Here is a 16,235-nt window from a genome sequence, read left to right on the forward strand (position 1 = left end):
AGTTAGATCCCTGTTGAATCGATGTGTGTCACGTTGGTAAGTGTTAACGAGAAACGGATTTCAAACTTGGAGCCAGAACCGTCAAGCAGCGTGCCGAGCTCGACACCGACGGTTTCCCTGACCAAGGTGATGAAGCGCCGCCAGTAGTCGATCGCGTGCTTCCGAGCGATTTCGCTCGAGTTCAGTTCGGGACTATTGGGTGGCAGACGGAAGGACATCAATGTGCTGTCAGATGAGCCGTCGATCCAGCGCCTGCTGATCAATGTCATGATGCATTTTCGCATTGTTGCCGCCCCGCGTCGGCTGATTGGGCGAGGCAGCGTGGACAGCCTCCGGTCCACGAAAGCGCCGAACGCTGGACGATCGATGATCGCTTTGCAAGCCTGGCGACTGATAACATTCGCGCTAAAATCAAACGCACCCGGGAATGTGCGCAGGACCCCGACGGCGGTCGCGATCAGGGCATCTGCCAGCAAACAGGGGACCGCCCTGCTGGTCAGCCGGCACGCCGTACCGGCATCGTCCGCACCAAGCATGGGTCCGGTTGTGGACGGATTCATTGCTCACGTCGAGTTTCAGTTCGATGTCGCGGCCCTGCGCCGGCCGCTACCGAGTTGCGGCAAGGCTCCCTTCCCGCCTCGGGGCAGCTTCTGCACTTCATCGACCATGCCCCGTCAGGCTGAATCGCCTATTTGCCCATCCTCGTCAAATTCGCCTACTTGAGGCACTTGGAACTCGCTACGACTTGATACGGTCGCCCCTGCCCGACCCGGCAACTGTTTGCAGGATGTACCTGAAGTACGCGATCGCATTCAGAGTTTCCAGCATGCGGGCGTCGGTTTCCGCCAGGAGCTTCGGCGTGGACATGTCGATGCCCTGGACCTGAGCCAGCCCGGTAATGCCGGGACGCGCATCGAAGACACCGCGCGCGGCGCGTTCGTTTATCAAGTCCTTTTGATTGGGCAGACAGGGACGCGGGCCGACGAGACTCATATCGCCGAGCAGGACATTCCACAACTGGGGCAGTTCATCCAGCTTGCTGCGCCGAAGGAATCTCCCCAGGCGCGTGACGGCGGAAGGATCGACCAGATGCGTGGCCACCGAAGTGGTGTGCGGCTTCATGGTGCGGAATTTGACCAGGGTGAAAAGCCTCTTGCCGCGGCCCACACGCGTCTGGAAAAACAGTGGAGAACCGGTATCCGCCAATCCGAGGATCAGCAGGAAGAGCAGGACCGGCAGGCCACAAATCAGGCCGAAGGCGGCCAGGAGGAAATCAATCAGTCGCAGCATTCGCCATCTTTCGCAGTTGTTCACCCATGCTCACTTGCGGACGCCATCCGAGCAGATCACGCGTCTTCGAATCGTCTACTGCCAGCGATCCCAGCAGACGATCAGTCGTGGCGGTCTTGCCCAAAAGGCGAGCCCCCAAGCATATCAAACCGACCGGTACCGGAATCAGACGCAGGCTGCGGCCGTAAGCGCCGGCGATCGCGCGCAGCAATTCCGTGGTCGACACATCGCGGCCGTCCGAAACCAGGAAGATCTGGTTGGCGGCCGCTGGCGAGGCGGTGCGATCCGCACACAACGCAGTGAGGCTCAGCAGATTGTCCAGCGCGACCAGCGAACGACGGTTATGCACCGCGCCCAGAGGCAGAGGCAGGCCCTTCCTTACGCATTTGACCAGCGTGGCGAAATTGCCCTTCGCGCCAGGCCCGTACACCATGGGCGGACGAACGATCACGACCTCCAGCTCCGAGGCTCTTGCGATTTCGAGCAGGCCCTCCTCCGCCTCCCATTTGGAACGTCCATAAGGATCTTCGGGCGCCGGAGCATCGGCGGGCCCGAAACTCGTGCCGGGTGCCGTGTGTTCACCATTGACCTTGATCGTACTCATGAAAACGAAGCGGCGCACGCCGGCCTTGGCGGCAAGGTACGCCAAGGCCAACGTGGCGTCCACATTGGCAGCACGAAAGGCCTGCAGCGGATCGACCGCCTGGTCGCGCATCACATGGGCACGGCCGGCCAGATGCACGACGCTGTCGCAGCCCTCCAGCGCGTCCTTCCAGGAAGCCTCATCGCCGACGACATGCGCGCCCGCCATGTCGCAGGGCCGGCGCACTGCCGGCACCACTGCGTGCCCCAGAGACGACAGATACGGACACAAAGCACGACCGATAAAGCCGTTTGCACCACTGACCAGAACCTTCATGGGTGGAGCAGCTCCAGCAGCTTGGCCGGATACTTGGACAATATCTTGAGCATATTGGTGCGCAAACCGTTCTCGCGACAGGCGCGCAGCACTTCCTTATTGAGTTGGATCTTCGCCCGCCAGCCGGCAGTGCTTGCACCGCCGGTCTGCATGTGCACCAGCACCTCCGGCTGATGGCGATAGCGCAACGCGTGGCCATGGAAGGCACGCACGATAAATTCGAAATCCCCGGCTATGCGGTAATCAGACTTGAAGCGGCCAACGCGGCGCACCACTTCCTTGCGCAGAAACAGCGCCGGATGGGCTGGCATCCAGCCCCAGGCCAGCCGCCCCGGATGGAATCGGTCGGAGCGATAGCGCCGCACCATGCGGGCGGGGTCTTTTTCATGGAAGAACCCCACATCGCCCATCAAAGCATCGAGTCTGTATTCGCGCATCTGCGCTGCGACTCGGGACAAGACCTGAAGCGACGCATACTGATCGTCGGCGTTGAGAAAACAGACGATGTCGCCGCTGACGCGATCCAGGCCTTTGTTCATGGCGTCGTAAATGCCCTTGTCGCGCTCGCTCACCACATGCGCCAGACGCGGGCGAAAACGTTCCAAGATTTCAAGGGTGCCGTCCCTCGAACCGCCATCGATAACGACGTGCTGGACCCTTGGCCAATCCTGCTCGGCCACGGACTGCAGCGTACGCTCCAGCGTCGCCGCACTGTTGTAACACACCGTGATGACGGAGATGACTGGATCTGGACTCATGGATCAGTAGCGCAGGAAACGGCGCGCGACTTCCTTTGCCCACATGGGCACGAACTGCTGGACAAAGCGGCGGCCATGCACTTTGGAAGCCGGCCTCAGTCCGCCCCTGAAACCGGGAACCACGGCCCGCACGTCGACGAGGCATTGCTTCAACTCGGTTTCATAGGCTTCATAAACCGCAGCCGGCTCACGGCACTCGGAGGTGTAGAAGGTGGAAAGGCGGTCGAACTTGCCGTTGTCCAGTAGCTGGAACTGATGGAAATGATAGAAAACGAGAGGGGCGCCTTCCACCTTGATCCTCCCGGCCTCATCCTTGCCGAAATGGTATTGCGCGTAGTTCCAGGGCGCGATGCCAGCGCCCGGGTGCATGAGGATGTGGCAGGCCGAATAGCGGCCCGGCCATTCGTCCAGGTACTTCTGGTCGCCCATCTTACCGTCCTCGAGGCGGTAGTAGCACCATTCGATGCACTGCTCGCGCCAGCGCGAAAGACACGCCATACCCTGCTCATCGCGGCGGAAGCTGACCCACTCGACGCAGAAGCGACCGTTGACATCACGGTCCCGGAGTCGTTCGGTGAAGCGGTGCTCGATGATGGCAACGGAAGCGTCGCCGATCTCGTCGAACAATGGCAGCACATTCGAATAGAAGAGCAAGTCCGCATCGAGATAGGTAAGGAAATCGACCTCTGGATGCTGCTGCATGACATACCAGGGCAGGCAGGGCGAGAGCGTCCAGCAGTACTCTGCCACGCCACGGTCGGCCTTAGCCTTGCGCAGTGCCTCGTCCTCAATATCGGCCAAGGAGATGCAGGAAACAAAGGGCAGGTCCAGGCGCTCCAGGATGCACCGGGCCTGGTCATCCATGCACAGCACGAATACTCTGGCGCCGGGACAGAAGCGGGCCAGGCTGCGCAGCATGGCCACCCCCTTGAGCAAATAGCCGCTGTCAAACAGCGTGCAAAAATAACGCGTGGTCATTGGGCTTTCTTCCTGCACACATAGGTGCTGTTGGATCCATCGCTGCGCCGGACCTGTTCGTCCAGGGTATGCGACGTGGCGATCGACTCCTGGCCATGGCGTGACAGCAGCTTCAGGAACTGGAACTCGTTGAAATTTATCCCCACCGCCTCGACTCGGCTGGCCTGCTTGCGGCAGGACGTGCTAGGGTGGCCAAACCCCACCGGGGGGGCGGTTAAAGGATGGGGAGCCCGCGCGGCCACTGCAACGGCCACCTGACACCGGGAAGGCAGCAGCCCGAGATCATCATGCCGAACGCATCGCCACCGCACCTCAGCGACGCGGCATTACCGATATCGAAGCGAAGCGCGGGGTATTTTCGCCGTACCAGCTTGATGAACGCATCAAAGGCCGGATTGACAGGCTCATCGGCGGTCGGCGCCAAGATGCCGCTCGAGAATCGGCACCAGTTCTTCCATGCGGTGCCGGTAGGTGTGTTCGCGCAACGTCCGGGCCTGACCGGCACGGGCAATTGCCTGCGCCTCCTCCGGGTGGGCCAGGTAGTAGCGGATCAGTTCAGCGGCCTCTTCCGCGCTTGAATAGGTCACGACTTCCTTGCCGATTTCGAACAACTCGCCCAGGTTGTCCTTGCGATCAGTCAGCAGCAACGCGCCAACGCCGGTGGCTTCGTAAAGACGCATGTTGTTGGCATTGTTCTCCGCCACATTAATATGGCGGTTCAGCGTGATGCGGCTGCGCGCCTGTGCCCGGTACATGTCCAGGCCCCAGACCTCGCCGTAGTGGCGGGCACGAATAGGTGAGCCGGCGTCCAGGCTGGCCGCACCGTAGCCGAAGAACTTCATGGGGGTGTTGCGGGCCAAGTACTCCAGCACCGGAATGGCCTTGCCATGATGCCTGCTGATGCCGCCGACGAAACTTGCGTCCAGGTCCTTGGGCACATCCCCCAGCTTCTCCAGCACGCGGGTGTCGAAGCCGATGCGGAAATACTCCGACGCCACACCCAGCGCACGCAACTGCGGCACAAAGTGCGGAAAGGAGGTCAGGATCAGGTCGTAACCCTTGAGAAAGGACTCTGGCGGCAACGGGCACGCGATCTGCCCGACGATCATGCGCACATGCTTACGCAGCCGGGCCAGCACCTCCGGAGGGAAAAAGCTCAGGTCCTGGCAATACAAGACGTCAGGAGCAAAGGCTTCCACCTGCGCGACGGCGATCTCCACCAGCCCTGGCAAGGCCGCGAGTCGACGCCCAATCCAGGGTAGCCGGAAGAAACGATGGGGCACCCTCAGGGCCAGCGCGCTGTAGCGGACCCGATGCTCCCGCGCCCACGCTTCCTGCAGCGGCACGCAGTTGACGATCAGATCCTGTGCATCGCACCCGAGCGCCTTGAGGTGGCGAGAATAGAAATCCGACGTGCCAAAGCATCGGTCCAGCAGTTCATCGCGCTGCTGACTGTACGGCGCGTCTTTCAGGTGAGGCCGGTCAGCATAATGGGCCGCCAGGAAAGCCGGGTAGTAGGTATCGACAATTGCGATCCTCATACTTCGGACAAGTATAAAAAGCCCAGGGTCAACATTCCTCTATCGCCTTTGCCTAAATTAAGGGGCACACAACCATGCGACATGCCGATACACGTCCAATGGTTGCAAAAAAATGCGGCGTTACCGGTTCCTGAGTGAACGCCATAAAGACGACAGCTTGGCCCGGATCCGCCCTCCGGCAACTTGGGCACCATGATCAGGCGAATGCGTACTCTTGGTCGTGTGGACCGCGCGAAGTGCTTCTCCGGGCGCATCGATGCCACAGGAGAACGCCGGATCGACTTTCCGGATAGTGTCCAACGAATCCAGGATGGCCGAATCGTACCGATCAAAGATGGGCTTCGGGAAGACCACGCCTTCCATATAGGCGGCAGGCATCGGGATGGACTGGCCGTCCGGCAGGATGCGGTAGCTGTGGAAGTGATAGAAGACCAGTGGCACATCATCGACCCACACTTGGCCTCCTTCGTCACGAATGCGATAGTTGGCGTAGTTCCAGGGACCGGTGCCGGCGCCCACGTGCTGCAACTCATGGACGCCCTTGAACTTGGTGGTCCAGCAGTCAAGGTACTTCTGGTCCCCCATGCGGTCGTCTTCCAGGCGATAGAAGCACCATTCGATGCACTTGTCGCGCCACCAGTAGAGAGTCTCCAAACCAGCGGCATCGCGCCGGAAGCTGACCCACTGCACGTTGTAACGTCCATTGACGATGGCCGACGCGAAGCGCGGCGAAAACCGGTGCTCCACGATCACGCTGGAGGCCGAACCAATCTCCGCGTAGAGCGGCTCCAACGACGAGTAGAACAGCAGATCGGCATCGAGGTAGGTGATGAAATCCACCTCGGGATGGCGCTCCAGCATGTAGACCGGCAGACATGGCGCGCACGTCCAGCAATATTCGGCCACCGTGCGGTCGGCCTTGACGGCGAGCAGGGCCTGGTCTTCAAAGTCAGTTAGGCGAATGAGTTCGGCGCGGGGCAGCGCAAGCCGCGCCAGCAGGTCGTAAGCATGATCATCCATGCACAGGATGTGCAAGCGAAAATCGCCGGCATGCCGCTCAAGCGACTGGTACATCGCCAGTCCCTTGATCAGGTAGTTGCGATCGAACAGCGTGCAGTAGTGCCGCACGCGCGACCGGTCGGTGGAGATGTCGTTCATTTCGTGCGGCGCTTGCGCAGGTAGGGCGTGAGGATATCCACCAATTCGTCCATCCGATGACGATAGGTGTGCTCTCTCAAGGTACGGGCCTGGCCGGCGAGTGCGATAGCGCTCGCTTCCTGGGGGTGGTCCATGTAGTAGCGAATCTTCTCCACCGCCTCCTGCGGGCTGCGGTAGGTGACCACTTCGCGCTCCGGTTCGAACAATTCGGCCAGGTTGGCCTTTTCGTCGGTCACCAGCAGCGCGCCACAACCGGTAGCTTCGTAAAGGCGCATGTTGTTGGCGTTGTTTTCCGCGGCGTCGATATGGACATTGACGGTAATCCGGCTGCGTGCGAGGGCCGTGTACATGCCCAGCGACCACGCCTCGCCTTGATGGCGAGGGCGGATCGGCGAGTTGCGGTCCAAGCCATCCGCGCCGTAGCCATAGAAGGTCATGTCGACCTCGCGCGCCAACTGCTCCAGCAGGTTCAGACGCCCCGCATGGGCCGCGCTGATTCCCCCCACGAAAGTGCATGCGTGGTCACGCGCGGGCTTGCCGATTTCATCGAGCACAATAGGATCAAACCCGATGCGGAAGTACTCGGAAGCAATGCCGCGCTCACGGAAGCGGCCGACGTAATGCGGGAAAGATGTCAGGATCAGATCGAGGCCGTCGAGGTATTCCCACTCCGGCATCGGGCACGCGATCTGCCCCACCGCGATCCCGATCGAGCCTTCGTCACGCAGTTGCTGCAACAAGTCGCGCGAAAACAGGTTCAGATCCTGCAAGTACAGGATGTCCGGCCGGGCGTGGCGAATTTGCTGCAACGCAATTCCCAGCATCGAATCGTTGGCACGCGCAAAACGCCGCACCAGCGGCCAGCGCGCGATGCGGGTGGGCACGCGCAGGCCCGCACGCAGGGGCGTGACGCCGTTTTCCAGCGCCCATTGCTGCTGAAGCGGCTCGCAGTTGAAGATCAGGTCCTGCGCGTCATGTCCGAGGGCTTGCAGGTTACGCGAATAAAAATCCGCCGTGCCAAAACGGAGGCGCAATACCTTCTCGAGCAGGCTTGCATAGTCGCCACCGCCAGACATCACCTGCGGCATGGCCGCGGTGAGAAAGCGCGGATAGTAGGTATCGACGATCAGTAATTTCATAGTCACCGCAACCGTACGGCTGCGAAAAAATGGGGCGGCACAGTCTTGCCACCGACCGGCCTGGCACCGTCGAACGCGCCGGCGGCGGTCAGCGGCACGAACCCGCGCGCAACGGATGGATTGGTCAACGTATCGGCAAGAATCTTGAGTTCCGGCATTCGGGCCAACTCTTCCACCAAACGCATGAGGTCATCCGGTGCCTGCGCCGTATTATTCACACAGCACAGGATGCCGCCGGGTCGGGCCAATTGCACAAGCGCATCGGACATAGGCAAGGGTTCATCCACCTTGCCACCGCCAGCGGCGCAGAAAACCAGGTCGGCACCGGCGGCCTTGGCAGGCAAAGCCCCAGTCGCGGGCAGCAGTTCCGCAGAGACCCGCAGCGGTCGGAAGAATGCGAGGTGACGTGACGCGTCAGGCCCCAGCAGCAGCACCCCCCCCCGCCGCAATTCAGTTAGCGAGGCCGAGGCATAGACATGGCGGGCAGCCAGGAGACGCGCTCGCACGGCGCTCGAGGGCGAGGCCGCCGCCAGAAGCCTCAGCAATCGATCGCACAGCAAAGCATGCCGCCTTCTACGCAGGAGAATGTGGACGGACGTCGAGATCGACCTGCGTACGATCCAGAAGGCTCGCACCTTGACCGGGTGGAGCGCTCTGTTCACTTGCGCCGTCAGCAGCCGCGGTATCGCCGAGAGCCGTTGCGCCGGTGAGCCGACCAAGCAGAAGAACGCCACCTTCTGCAAGGTGTTGTCGGGCGAGCCCTTGCCAAACTTGCGACGCCAGAACGAGGCGACCTTGCGCTGGTTCCCGAAGGCATCGGTTGAATAGGTTACGGCAGCGGACGCCACCAGCAGCGGGAATCCGGCGCGGCGCGCACGATCGGCAAACTCGTAGTCTGCGTGATAGTGAGGCAGCAGCCTGGGACGCATGTAGCCGATCCGGTCCAGCACCTCGCCGGGATACAAAGTACCGCGCCCCGGCAGGAAATCCACCTCGTAGACTTCGCGCGGCTGCGCGCGCTCATCCGCCGGCAAGTCGCGGACAATGTCCCAGATCGCCATGTTCCACAAATCACCCTTCGGACCGATATCCAGAAGTTCATGCGGAGGCTTGGCGTCGCGCACGATGCTGCCGACCACCGCGCGCCCATGAATCTGGCTGGTCGCCGCGAGTACCGACAGAAAATCGTCGTCGACCTTCGTGTCGTTGTTTACGAAGACGAAGAAGTCGCCCGGCCGCAGCAGCGGGTGTATGGTCCGCAGCGCCAGATGAATTGCTCCGGCCCACCAGAGCTGCCCATTGCCCTCGAGCCTCATTACGTCCGCTTGCCCGGCCAGGAACTCGGCCGTTCCATCCGTGGACCCGTCGTCGACGATCACGATCTGGATGGAGACGCCTGTTTGGCGGCGCAGGCAATCGATGATCTCCCGCGTGTGCTGGAGCCGATTGAATACCGGGATAAGAACAAATATCTTCGAGTTCACAAATCGCTATTCAATTATTTAACGTTTAAGCAACAGGAATAGAAGAATAACTACAAGGGAACCGAGCCAATTACCTTTGCCGGATTGCCAGCCAGAATGACACGCTCTGGAAAGACGCCATGTACCACGGAACCGGCGCCCACCACCGAATCATCACCGATCTGCGTACCTTTCAAAATGATGCTGCCGACGCCGATGAACACATTATTCCCGATCACGACCGGAGCAACGCCGATTTTTTCAATATCGTCGGAGTGTCTCCGGTTGGTTGCCGCGATCGGATGAAAATCAGTATCAAAAACACTGACGTTCGCCCCCATCAGCACTTCGTTACCAATGGTCACGCTCTTGGCAGCAACAATGGTGCCGCCGCTGATCCCGGTGGACTTGCCAATGGTGATCTGCGCCCCCGGCCGAAGGGTGGATAACTTCAGCGGATGATTCAGCGCAAGCGCGGTAAAGTTGGAGTCGGAACACAACACCACCTCGTCTCCAAGTTCGATAACGCTGCCTTCCGCCATCTTGACAAGTGGAGCGCCGTAGAACGTGCCCTGTCCTTTGAATACAACCCCTTTTTTCGCGAGATCTTTCGCGATTTCCGCCGACGTCATTTGCCTAGCATGGCCTCCTGTCTCCACGGAACCCAAAGCCCGGCGCACGCCATTCAGGACGCGCCGCATTTGCAGGAATACGCCCTTGGCAAAGTCATAGATCATCGTCAAGACTCCGCGAACTCCCGGGCAAATCGATCGCCCAAATCAAATCATGCTGTAGCGCTTGACGCTTGCCAGCTTTGCAAGTGAAAACGGCGGCAATCATGTCGTCGGTCGGAAACTGCATAGTAAGTAATTCAAGAATCAAGCGTGTTCGCGCAGACGAAAGAGCACATCGTGATGAGAAAGCTCGGCCACGGCATCGTAATACGGCAGCAGCCGCGCATCGACGTCCGCGCGATAACGCGCTTCCACCAGGATGTAGGTCGGCCGGTGGCGCGACAGATCCAGGCCGGCGAGCGCCTGTGCCTCGAAACCCTCGACGTCGAGCGAGAGCAGGTCGACATGCGAGATGCCGCACTGGTCCAGGATGCCGCTGAGCGTGGCGCAAGGTGCTTCGGTTTCGTAGGCTTCCAGCTTTTGCACCTCGCAGCCCGCATCGATATGCGCGTCTTCTTCCTCGATGCTGCGCATCCCCCCCCTGACGACGGACATCAGGCCCGCATATCGGATGGTCACGTTGCCGGGCACCTGCTCTGGCGAGGCCAGCGCCGACCACACGACCTGTGCATGCGGCCGGTGACGACGACACTCCTCGTACAGGGCGGGCACGGCCTCGACAAGGATGCCGCGCCAGCCACGCTTGCTCTCGAAATGCAGGCTGTTGCTCTGGCGGATGCCGTCATTCGCCCCCGCCTCGACAAATACGCCGTTGTCGAAGTCGAGATACGCGGCAAGCTGACGGTCCAGGTCGTTGAGAGCGAACCACTGCTGACTCCGACGCAGGAATATCGTGCGCCAACAGTAGTCATTGTAAGGCCCCGGCCCCCAGAACTCCTGAACTTCGAACCCCAGCTTGACAGCAGTCTCTTCGATGAACGCGTACGACTCGCGCTCAGCGTTGTCCAGGATGACGTAGCCGCCGAAGCGAACCTTGCTCATCGCATGCAGGAAACACGATGGACGCGCCCTTCCGTCGACCAGCACCACGTCAAAGTACTGATCTGGGTACTCGTCGATCAGAGTGGCGTACGCATGGAATGAGAGTCCGGCCAGCGTCTCGTCGGATGTCGTGTAGGAAAGCGGATCGTCAAACGGCAGCGTGATCGGGTGATCAGGTTGCGTTGGAGCGGCCAGGACACCGCGCCACCGACATCCGTGCTGCTGCTCGCGCTCCTTCATCACTGCCTGGGTCTGCTCGAACCAGTACGGATCATGCTCGACGCTGACCAGTTCGCCCACTCGTGAAGAAAAGAACACCGAAGAGCCCCCGGCGCCAAATTCGAAGACCCGCGACTCCTTGGTCAGCAGCGTCTCCAGGAACTTGATCGCAGGAAACGGCATCCACGGCCAGCCATCGCGCAAGGGACCCTGGCTGAATGCCATCGACTTCAGCCACGGCTGCAGCGATGCCTCGGCATCCTCACGGCTGAAGCTGTTTTGGTGTGCAGCGAGAACCGGCTCGACTGCGGCCCAGTAGCGTTGTTTGAACTCACGCCGTCCGGGCAAGCCGCGCAGGGTACGCCACGCCCATTGAATTTCCCTGCACGTCCATTCGACAAATCCCACTTCGCAAGACACCATCCTAGCCACGCCTCTCCCACAGGGAATTATTTGTATACAGATTCAGTCCCTGGATATTTTCCAGCCCCGACTCGTCGCTCAGCAAAAGGATCCGGGTATAACCTAGCGGATCAATGACGCTAGCCACTTCTGACCACTTGAAGTGCCGCTTCACGTAGCGAGCCACGTTGTTCTCAATATCGGTCATGCCTACGTCGATTTGAGCACCGTGCTCTCTGTACCTGGATTCCTGGATCGTGAACGCCTCCTCCTGCTGATAGGACTCGGGCAGGAATGAGGTGCGGCCAAAGTAGACGAACTCCGGCGGCGCCTTCTCGATATTGCGATACACGGACTGGACCAGAAAGCGATTCAGATACGGCAGCACGCTCGACAGGATCAGCAGGTCGCAGGCATCGCCGTCGTACACGTCAAAATACTCGCACCGCTCGCGCCACGCCGCTGGCACCTTCTGCACGAAAGCCGGGCTCTCGATGATTCTGTAGCTGTCCAGTGAAGCCGACAGCCCCAATTGATGCATCAAGAAGGCGATTGTGGGAGCGCCACCGCCGAAATCGAGAATGCGTACCGGACGACCAAGCCGGGAGTGCACGACTTGAATCACCCACAACAGGTTGCATAAGTGGGGCGGCAAAACAAACTCGTCGACACGCAGCCCATCCAGCCAGCGCGTGGACTTGGCGATGATGTACTCGTTGAGCGAGCCGTCCTGGTAGCCGCCGAGGTGGGCCTGCACCTCCGCCTCGCTGGAGAAGATCTCGTGCTGCTTCGGCAGGTTCTCTTCGCTCGACTGCTCGGCGTCTAGTTCATGCTTCAGGCGCGAACCGGCAGCCTGCTGAATGCGCTTTCCCGACAAGCGAGAAATGAGGTTGGAGATCAGGTTGGCTGGCATCGATTCCCTCTGCGAAGAATGCACTCATACCACTCAAAGCACATCCCCAAAACTCTTGGACAATCGCGTAAACACACGCGAACCAAACCACAACAAGAATGCTACCAGTGCCCAGAAGTACAGCGTGATCAGCCAGAAGTGCGCGCCGAAATCCATCGAAAGCACCGACGCGCGATAGCCGTGGATGGGGTAGTACAGCGGATTGAGGTACATCAGCAGGGCCACCGGCTTGGGGAAGCGTTCAGGCTCCCAGAAGACCGGACTCACCCAGAACTCTACCTGCAGGAAGATGCTGACCAGGTTGCGCATGTCCTTCCAGAAGGTCCCCAGTGCGGACAGCAGCCAACCCATCGCCACGAGCAGACAGCACATGGCGAAATAAAAATATACCACGCCGAGGGTCAGCCAACTGACGCGCACGTGCAGCAGCAGCGCAAGGGCCAGCAGCACGATAGCCATCAATATCACGTGCACGAACGAGCCCGACAGAATCTTGATGACCGCGACCAAGCGCATGTCGAAGCTGCGGTGCCGCATGAGGTAGCTGTATTCGCGCACCGAGCCGATGCTGGAGTTCAACACTGTATTGATGAAGGTCCAGAAGATGATGACGGGCATCACCCAGGCCACGTACGGCACGCCGCCTGTAGCGCCTCCCTTGATGGCGAACTGGAAGAACACGAGCGTCAAGACCACATACACCAATGGATCGATCACGACCCACAAGCTGCCCGCAACCGAGCCACTGTAGGCGGCCGTGATATCGCGCCGGGTCAGTCTCAGCAATAGCTCGCGATGTGCCAGAAGACTCCCAAAGAACTTATGCATGTTTCTTGTAATTGAAGGAACCCGCCGGCACGATCACGTAGCCGCCCTGACGGTCGGTTGCATCTGATTTTTCCCAGTTCACCTGCACGGCACTGTCGTAGTCGTACTTCTCCATCAGGACCCCCTCCCTGCCTTCTGAGCAGCCAAAGGAGATGGAATATTCCCCGCCAGCCAGCTGCGGCGCGTCGAAGCGGAACGCCGCCTCATAGGCGCCACTTGGCTCGGGCTCGAAAGCGCCGACGCCGAAGAATTCGGAATTCAGGTGCAGGGCGATCATGCCGTTGCGGTCATGCAGGGTGAACGCGAATGAATGCAGGACGCAGGGCTCGAGGGCGCGAAACACGATCTGGAACTCCAGCGTGCCGCCAGGACGCCAGCTCGTCAGCACCTCACGGGTCTGGTAGTCGATGAATCGGTAGCGCTCGATTTCGATCTTTCCATTGCTGACCGTTCGCCGACCGGCATTGGGCCGCAACCAGTCGATCTGAGACGAAGCAGCGGCGGCGACAGCGGCAGTGCCACCCTCGTCTGCCACGGAGGATTCCCCACTCGCTTCGCCATCACTGGTACTGAGGTCGCTGATCACGCCGTACAGCATGAAATTGCGAAAATCATCGGCCACCAGCTTGGCCGGGCCAAGCGTGATCATGCGGCCGTCGTTGAGCCATACCGCATGGTCGCAGAATGACTTGACTGCATTGACGTCGTGCGTCACCAGCACCACCGTCTTGCCTCGCTCCTTGAACTCGCGCATCTTGGCCAGGCATTTTTGCGAGAAGCTCATGTCGCCCACTGCCAGCACCTCGTCGGCGATGAGAATGTCTGGGTCGCCCGCGACGGCGGTAGCAAAACCCAAGCGCGAGTGCATACCCGAGGAATAGGTCTTCACCGGGTAATTGATGAAGTCGCCCAACTCCGAAAACTCGCGCACGAAATCTTCGATCTCCTCGAAGTCGCTGCTGAGATTCTGCAGCATGCGCGAGTGCCGGATGTTTTCCAGGCCGGTGAGCTCCGGATCGAACCCGAGTCCCAGTTGCAGCAGCGTCACACGGCCGGCACAGTCGATCGTTCCGCTGGTTGGCTGGAGATGGCCCGCCACCATTTTGAGCAGCGTCGACTTTCCCGAGCCGTTGCGGCCGAGGATGCCCCAGAACTCGCCCCGATGGATATCGAAGGACACGTCATGCAGCGCGTCGAATTCCTTATACTGAGCGGTCCAACCCATCGCATCGCGCATGCGATTCCAAGGGGTGGGATAAATGCGATAGCGCTTGGTGACATGCGAGATCCGAATCGCCGCATCACCCCGAGCACCGCTGCATACAGCCCGCGGCCCCAACGCCTCTGTTGCCGTGCCCTCGGCCCCGGGCAGCCCGCGTGAGTTATCCGCCGCCGCGCCTTGCTCCATGATTCTCATATGCCGAAAGCCTCGATCGCCCTGCAAACCGCCCGCACCTCGTCGGCTGTATGGCCGTTGGAAATCGGCAGGCTCAACTCGGTCGAGTGGAGCTCGTCGGCGATGGGATAGGTCCCCTCCAGAATGCCACGCATGGCTTCCTGCCGGTGCGGCGGGATGGGGTAGTGGATTTCGGTCTTGATGCCCCGCTCCAGCAGAAAGGCCTTCAGGGCATCGCGCTGCTTATGGCGTAGACCGAAGATATGGAACACGTCAAACTCGTCGGAGCGACGCACGGGCTTGACCACCCAATCGGGCAACTCCGAAAAATAGATCTCTGCAAGGGCACGCTTATGCGCGGTCATTTCGTCCAGATGCTTCACCTTCACACGCAGCATCGCCGCCTGCATTTCATCCAGGCGGGAATTGACGCCCGCGTAGCGATTGACGTATTTCTGCTTGGAACCGTAGTTGCGGAGGTGGCGCAGCCTGTCCGCCAATTCGTCGTCGTTGGTCACCACTGCGCCAGCGTCGCCAATCGCTCCCAGATTCTTGGTCGGATAGAAGCTGAAGCACCCCGCGTCACCAAACGTGCCAGTCATCTGGCCAGCCAATTGAGCACCGTGGGACTGCGCACAGTCCTCCACTACTTTGAGCCCATGTTCGCGAGCAAAGGCCCCAATGGCATCCATGCGGCATGACTTGCCGAACAAGTGTGTCACGCAAATTGCGCGCGTCTTTTCTGACAGCGCCGCCTTCAGCTGTGAAGGATCCATGTTGAAGGTATCGAGCACCGGCTCGACGAGCACCGGCTTATACCCCGCCCGAATAATCGCAAGAATGGTAGCGATGTAGGTGTTCGATGCAACCAGGACTTCGGAGCCCTTGGGCAAATCGAGAGCCTCAAGGGACAAAATCAATGCGTCGAGTCCATTGGCTACACCGATACAGTGACGCGCGCCGACCCACGCAGCAAATTCCTCCTCGAAGGCTGCGACTTCCTTGCCGAGCACATACCAGCCGGAACGGATGACCCGAGATGCTGCATCTTCGAGTTCCGCCATGAAACGGCTGTTGGAACGGGCCAGGCTCTCGTATTCAATGACTGCCGTATTACTCATAACGCTGATCTATGTAGTCACTACGATCGTAGTGGTGAGATGAAATCACCAGCAAAACGGAGTCTCGGCCAAAAGTCATGGTGTGCCAATCTTTCGGCTCGACCAGAAGACATCGACTGGGGCTGTCGAGTAACACGGTAGCCTCCTCGACACCGTCGTCCATAAATACGGACACGCTGCCGGCAACGGCGATAAGAGCTTGTCGCGTGACATGATGCCGGTGGCCGCCACGCGTCTGGCCGTCGGCCCCATAGATCCAATAGCTTCGGGCAATGGGAAACGGCAAGACATTGTCCAGCACAGTCAGTGAACCGCGATCATCGCTGAAGGTCGCCAGATCGAGTAGGGTATAGCGTTTCATTCATGGTCCTGTTTATTACCAACTGCTTCGAGACAGCCAGTGTGGCCGGGCGCAAGTGCTTCCCCAGGCCTCC

The 16,235-nt window shown here is 60.1% G+C and carries 16 protein-coding genes; all 16 read right to left on the reverse strand.

The genetic code is table 11. The features are described 5' to 3' along the window. Nucleotides 1-2 precede the first annotated feature (2 nt). Complete coding sequence (locus tag LIG30_RS26180; RefSeq protein WP_152986055.1) at nt 3-560, reverse strand: hypothetical protein; 558 nt, start codon at nt 558-560, stop codon at nt 3-5. A gap of 178 nt (nt 561-738) precedes the next feature. Then, a complete protein-coding gene (locus LIG30_RS09800; protein WP_038711692.1) occupies nt 739-1,290 on the reverse strand; it encodes a sugar transferase in 552 nt (183 codons plus the stop codon). Then, complete coding sequence (locus tag LIG30_RS09805) at nt 1,274-2,209, reverse strand: UDP-glucose 4-epimerase family protein (RefSeq protein ID WP_038711694.1); 936 nt, start codon at nt 2,207-2,209, stop codon at nt 1,274-1,276. Before LIG30_RS09805 ends, LIG30_RS09800 begins: the two co-directional genes overlap by 17 nt. Beyond that, nucleotides 2,206-2,967: a glycosyltransferase family 2 protein gene (locus tag LIG30_RS09810; RefSeq protein ID WP_038711696.1), complete on the reverse strand. Its 762-nt coding sequence runs from the start codon at nt 2,965-2,967 to the stop codon at nt 2,206-2,208. Before LIG30_RS09810 ends, LIG30_RS09805 begins: the two co-directional genes overlap by 4 nt. A gap of 3 nt (nt 2,968-2,970) precedes the next feature. Further along, nucleotides 2,971-3,945, reverse strand: coding sequence for a hypothetical protein (locus LIG30_RS09815; protein ID WP_038711697.1), 975 nt, complete (start codon nt 3,943-3,945; stop codon nt 2,971-2,973). 404 nt (nt 3,946-4,349) lie between these two features. Then, nucleotides 4,350-5,486 carry a CgeB family protein gene (locus LIG30_RS09830; RefSeq protein WP_038711699.1) on the reverse strand — a complete coding sequence of 379 codons (1,137 nt, stop codon included), beginning with the start codon at nt 5,484-5,486 and terminating at the stop codon, nt 4,350-4,352. Between the two features lie 120 nt (nt 5,487-5,606). Next, a complete protein-coding gene (locus LIG30_RS09835) occupies nt 5,607-6,644 on the reverse strand; it encodes a hypothetical protein (RefSeq protein WP_051994945.1) in 1,038 nt (345 codons plus the stop codon). Further along, a complete protein-coding gene (locus LIG30_RS09840) occupies nt 6,641-7,783 on the reverse strand; it encodes a CgeB family protein (protein WP_038711701.1) in 1,143 nt (380 codons plus the stop codon). Before LIG30_RS09840 ends, LIG30_RS09835 begins: the two co-directional genes overlap by 4 nt. Before the next feature lie 2 nt (nt 7,784-7,785). Then, nucleotides 7,786-9,267 (reverse strand): glycosyltransferase family 2 protein, encoded by a 1,482-nt coding sequence (locus LIG30_RS09845; protein WP_051994946.1) that lies wholly within the window; start codon nt 9,265-9,267, stop codon nt 7,786-7,788. Between the two features lie 50 nt (nt 9,268-9,317). After that, on the reverse strand, nt 9,318-9,983 hold the full coding sequence (locus LIG30_RS09850) for an acyltransferase (protein ID WP_051994947.1): 666 nt from the start codon (nt 9,981-9,983) through the stop codon (nt 9,318-9,320). Nucleotides 9,984-10,124: 141 nt separating this feature from the next. Continuing rightward, nucleotides 10,125-11,549 carry an FkbM family methyltransferase gene (locus LIG30_RS09855; protein ID WP_160326689.1) on the reverse strand — a complete coding sequence of 475 codons (1,425 nt, stop codon included), beginning with the start codon at nt 11,547-11,549 and terminating at the stop codon, nt 10,125-10,127. Between the two features lie 16 nt (nt 11,550-11,565). After that, on the reverse strand, nt 11,566-12,456 hold the full coding sequence (locus LIG30_RS09860) for a hypothetical protein (protein ID WP_038711702.1): 891 nt from the start codon (nt 12,454-12,456) through the stop codon (nt 11,566-11,568). 33 nt (nt 12,457-12,489) lie between these two features. After that, on the reverse strand, nt 12,490-13,242 hold the full coding sequence (locus LIG30_RS09865; RefSeq protein ID WP_160326690.1) for an ABC transporter permease: 753 nt from the start codon (nt 13,240-13,242) through the stop codon (nt 12,490-12,492). 34 nt (nt 13,243-13,276) lie between these two features. Beyond that, nucleotides 13,277-14,692, reverse strand: a complete 1,416-nt coding sequence (locus LIG30_RS09870) for an ABC transporter ATP-binding protein (protein ID WP_160326691.1) — start codon at nt 14,690-14,692, stop codon at nt 13,277-13,279. Between the two features lie 5 nt (nt 14,693-14,697). Beyond that, nucleotides 14,698-15,801: a DegT/DnrJ/EryC1/StrS family aminotransferase gene (locus LIG30_RS09875; RefSeq protein WP_038711706.1), complete on the reverse strand. Its 1,104-nt coding sequence runs from the start codon at nt 15,799-15,801 to the stop codon at nt 14,698-14,700. Continuing rightward, nucleotides 15,794-16,162 (reverse strand): sugar 3,4-ketoisomerase, encoded by a 369-nt coding sequence (locus LIG30_RS09880; protein ID WP_038711707.1) that lies wholly within the window; start codon nt 16,160-16,162, stop codon nt 15,794-15,796. Before LIG30_RS09880 ends, LIG30_RS09875 begins: the two co-directional genes overlap by 8 nt. Nucleotides 16,163-16,235: the final 73 nt, after the last annotated feature.

Origin of the sequence: Burkholderia sp. lig30, from assembly GCF_000687455.2 — a bacterium.
In the GTDB taxonomy this organism is placed as follows: domain Bacteria; phylum Pseudomonadota; class Gammaproteobacteria; order Burkholderiales; family Burkholderiaceae; genus Burkholderia.

Coding starts and splice junctions, on each gene's coding strand:
- LIG30_RS26180 (WP_152986055.1), bottom strand. CDS start 560: ATGAATCCGTCCACAACCGGACCCATGCTTGGTGCGGACGATGCCGGT.
- LIG30_RS09800 (WP_038711692.1), bottom strand. CDS start 1,290: ATGCTGCGACTGATTGATTTCCTCCTGGCCGCCTTCGGCCTGATTTGT.
- LIG30_RS09805 (WP_038711694.1), bottom strand. CDS start 2,209: ATGAAGGTTCTGGTCAGTGGTGCAAACGGCTTTATCGGTCGTGCTTTG.
- LIG30_RS09810 (WP_038711696.1), bottom strand. CDS start 2,967: ATGAGTCCAGATCCAGTCATCTCCGTCATCACGGTGTGTTACAACAGT.
- LIG30_RS09815 (WP_038711697.1), bottom strand. CDS start 3,945: ATGACCACGCGTTATTTTTGCACGCTGTTTGACAGCGGCTATTTGCTC.
- LIG30_RS09830 (WP_038711699.1), bottom strand. CDS start 5,486: ATGAGGATCGCAATTGTCGATACCTACTACCCGGCTTTCCTGGCGGCC.
- LIG30_RS09835 (WP_051994945.1), bottom strand. CDS start 6,644: ATGAACGACATCTCCACCGACCGGTCGCGCGTGCGGCACTACTGCACG.
- LIG30_RS09840 (WP_038711701.1), bottom strand. CDS start 7,783: ATGAAATTACTGATCGTCGATACCTACTATCCGCGCTTTCTCACCGCG.
- LIG30_RS09850 (WP_051994947.1), bottom strand. CDS start 9,983: ATGATCTATGACTTTGCCAAGGGCGTATTCCTGCAAATGCGGCGCGTC.
- LIG30_RS09860 (WP_038711702.1), bottom strand. CDS start 12,456: ATGCCAGCCAACCTGATCTCCAACCTCATTTCTCGCTTGTCGGGAAAG.
- LIG30_RS09870 (WP_160326691.1), bottom strand. CDS start 14,692: ATGGAGCAAGGCGCGGCGGCGGATAACTCACGCGGGCTGCCCGGGGCC.
- LIG30_RS09875 (WP_038711706.1), bottom strand. CDS start 15,801: ATGAGTAATACGGCAGTCATTGAATACGAGAGCCTGGCCCGTTCCAAC.
- LIG30_RS09880 (WP_038711707.1), bottom strand. CDS start 16,162: ATGAAACGCTATACCCTACTCGATCTGGCGACCTTCAGCGATGATCGC.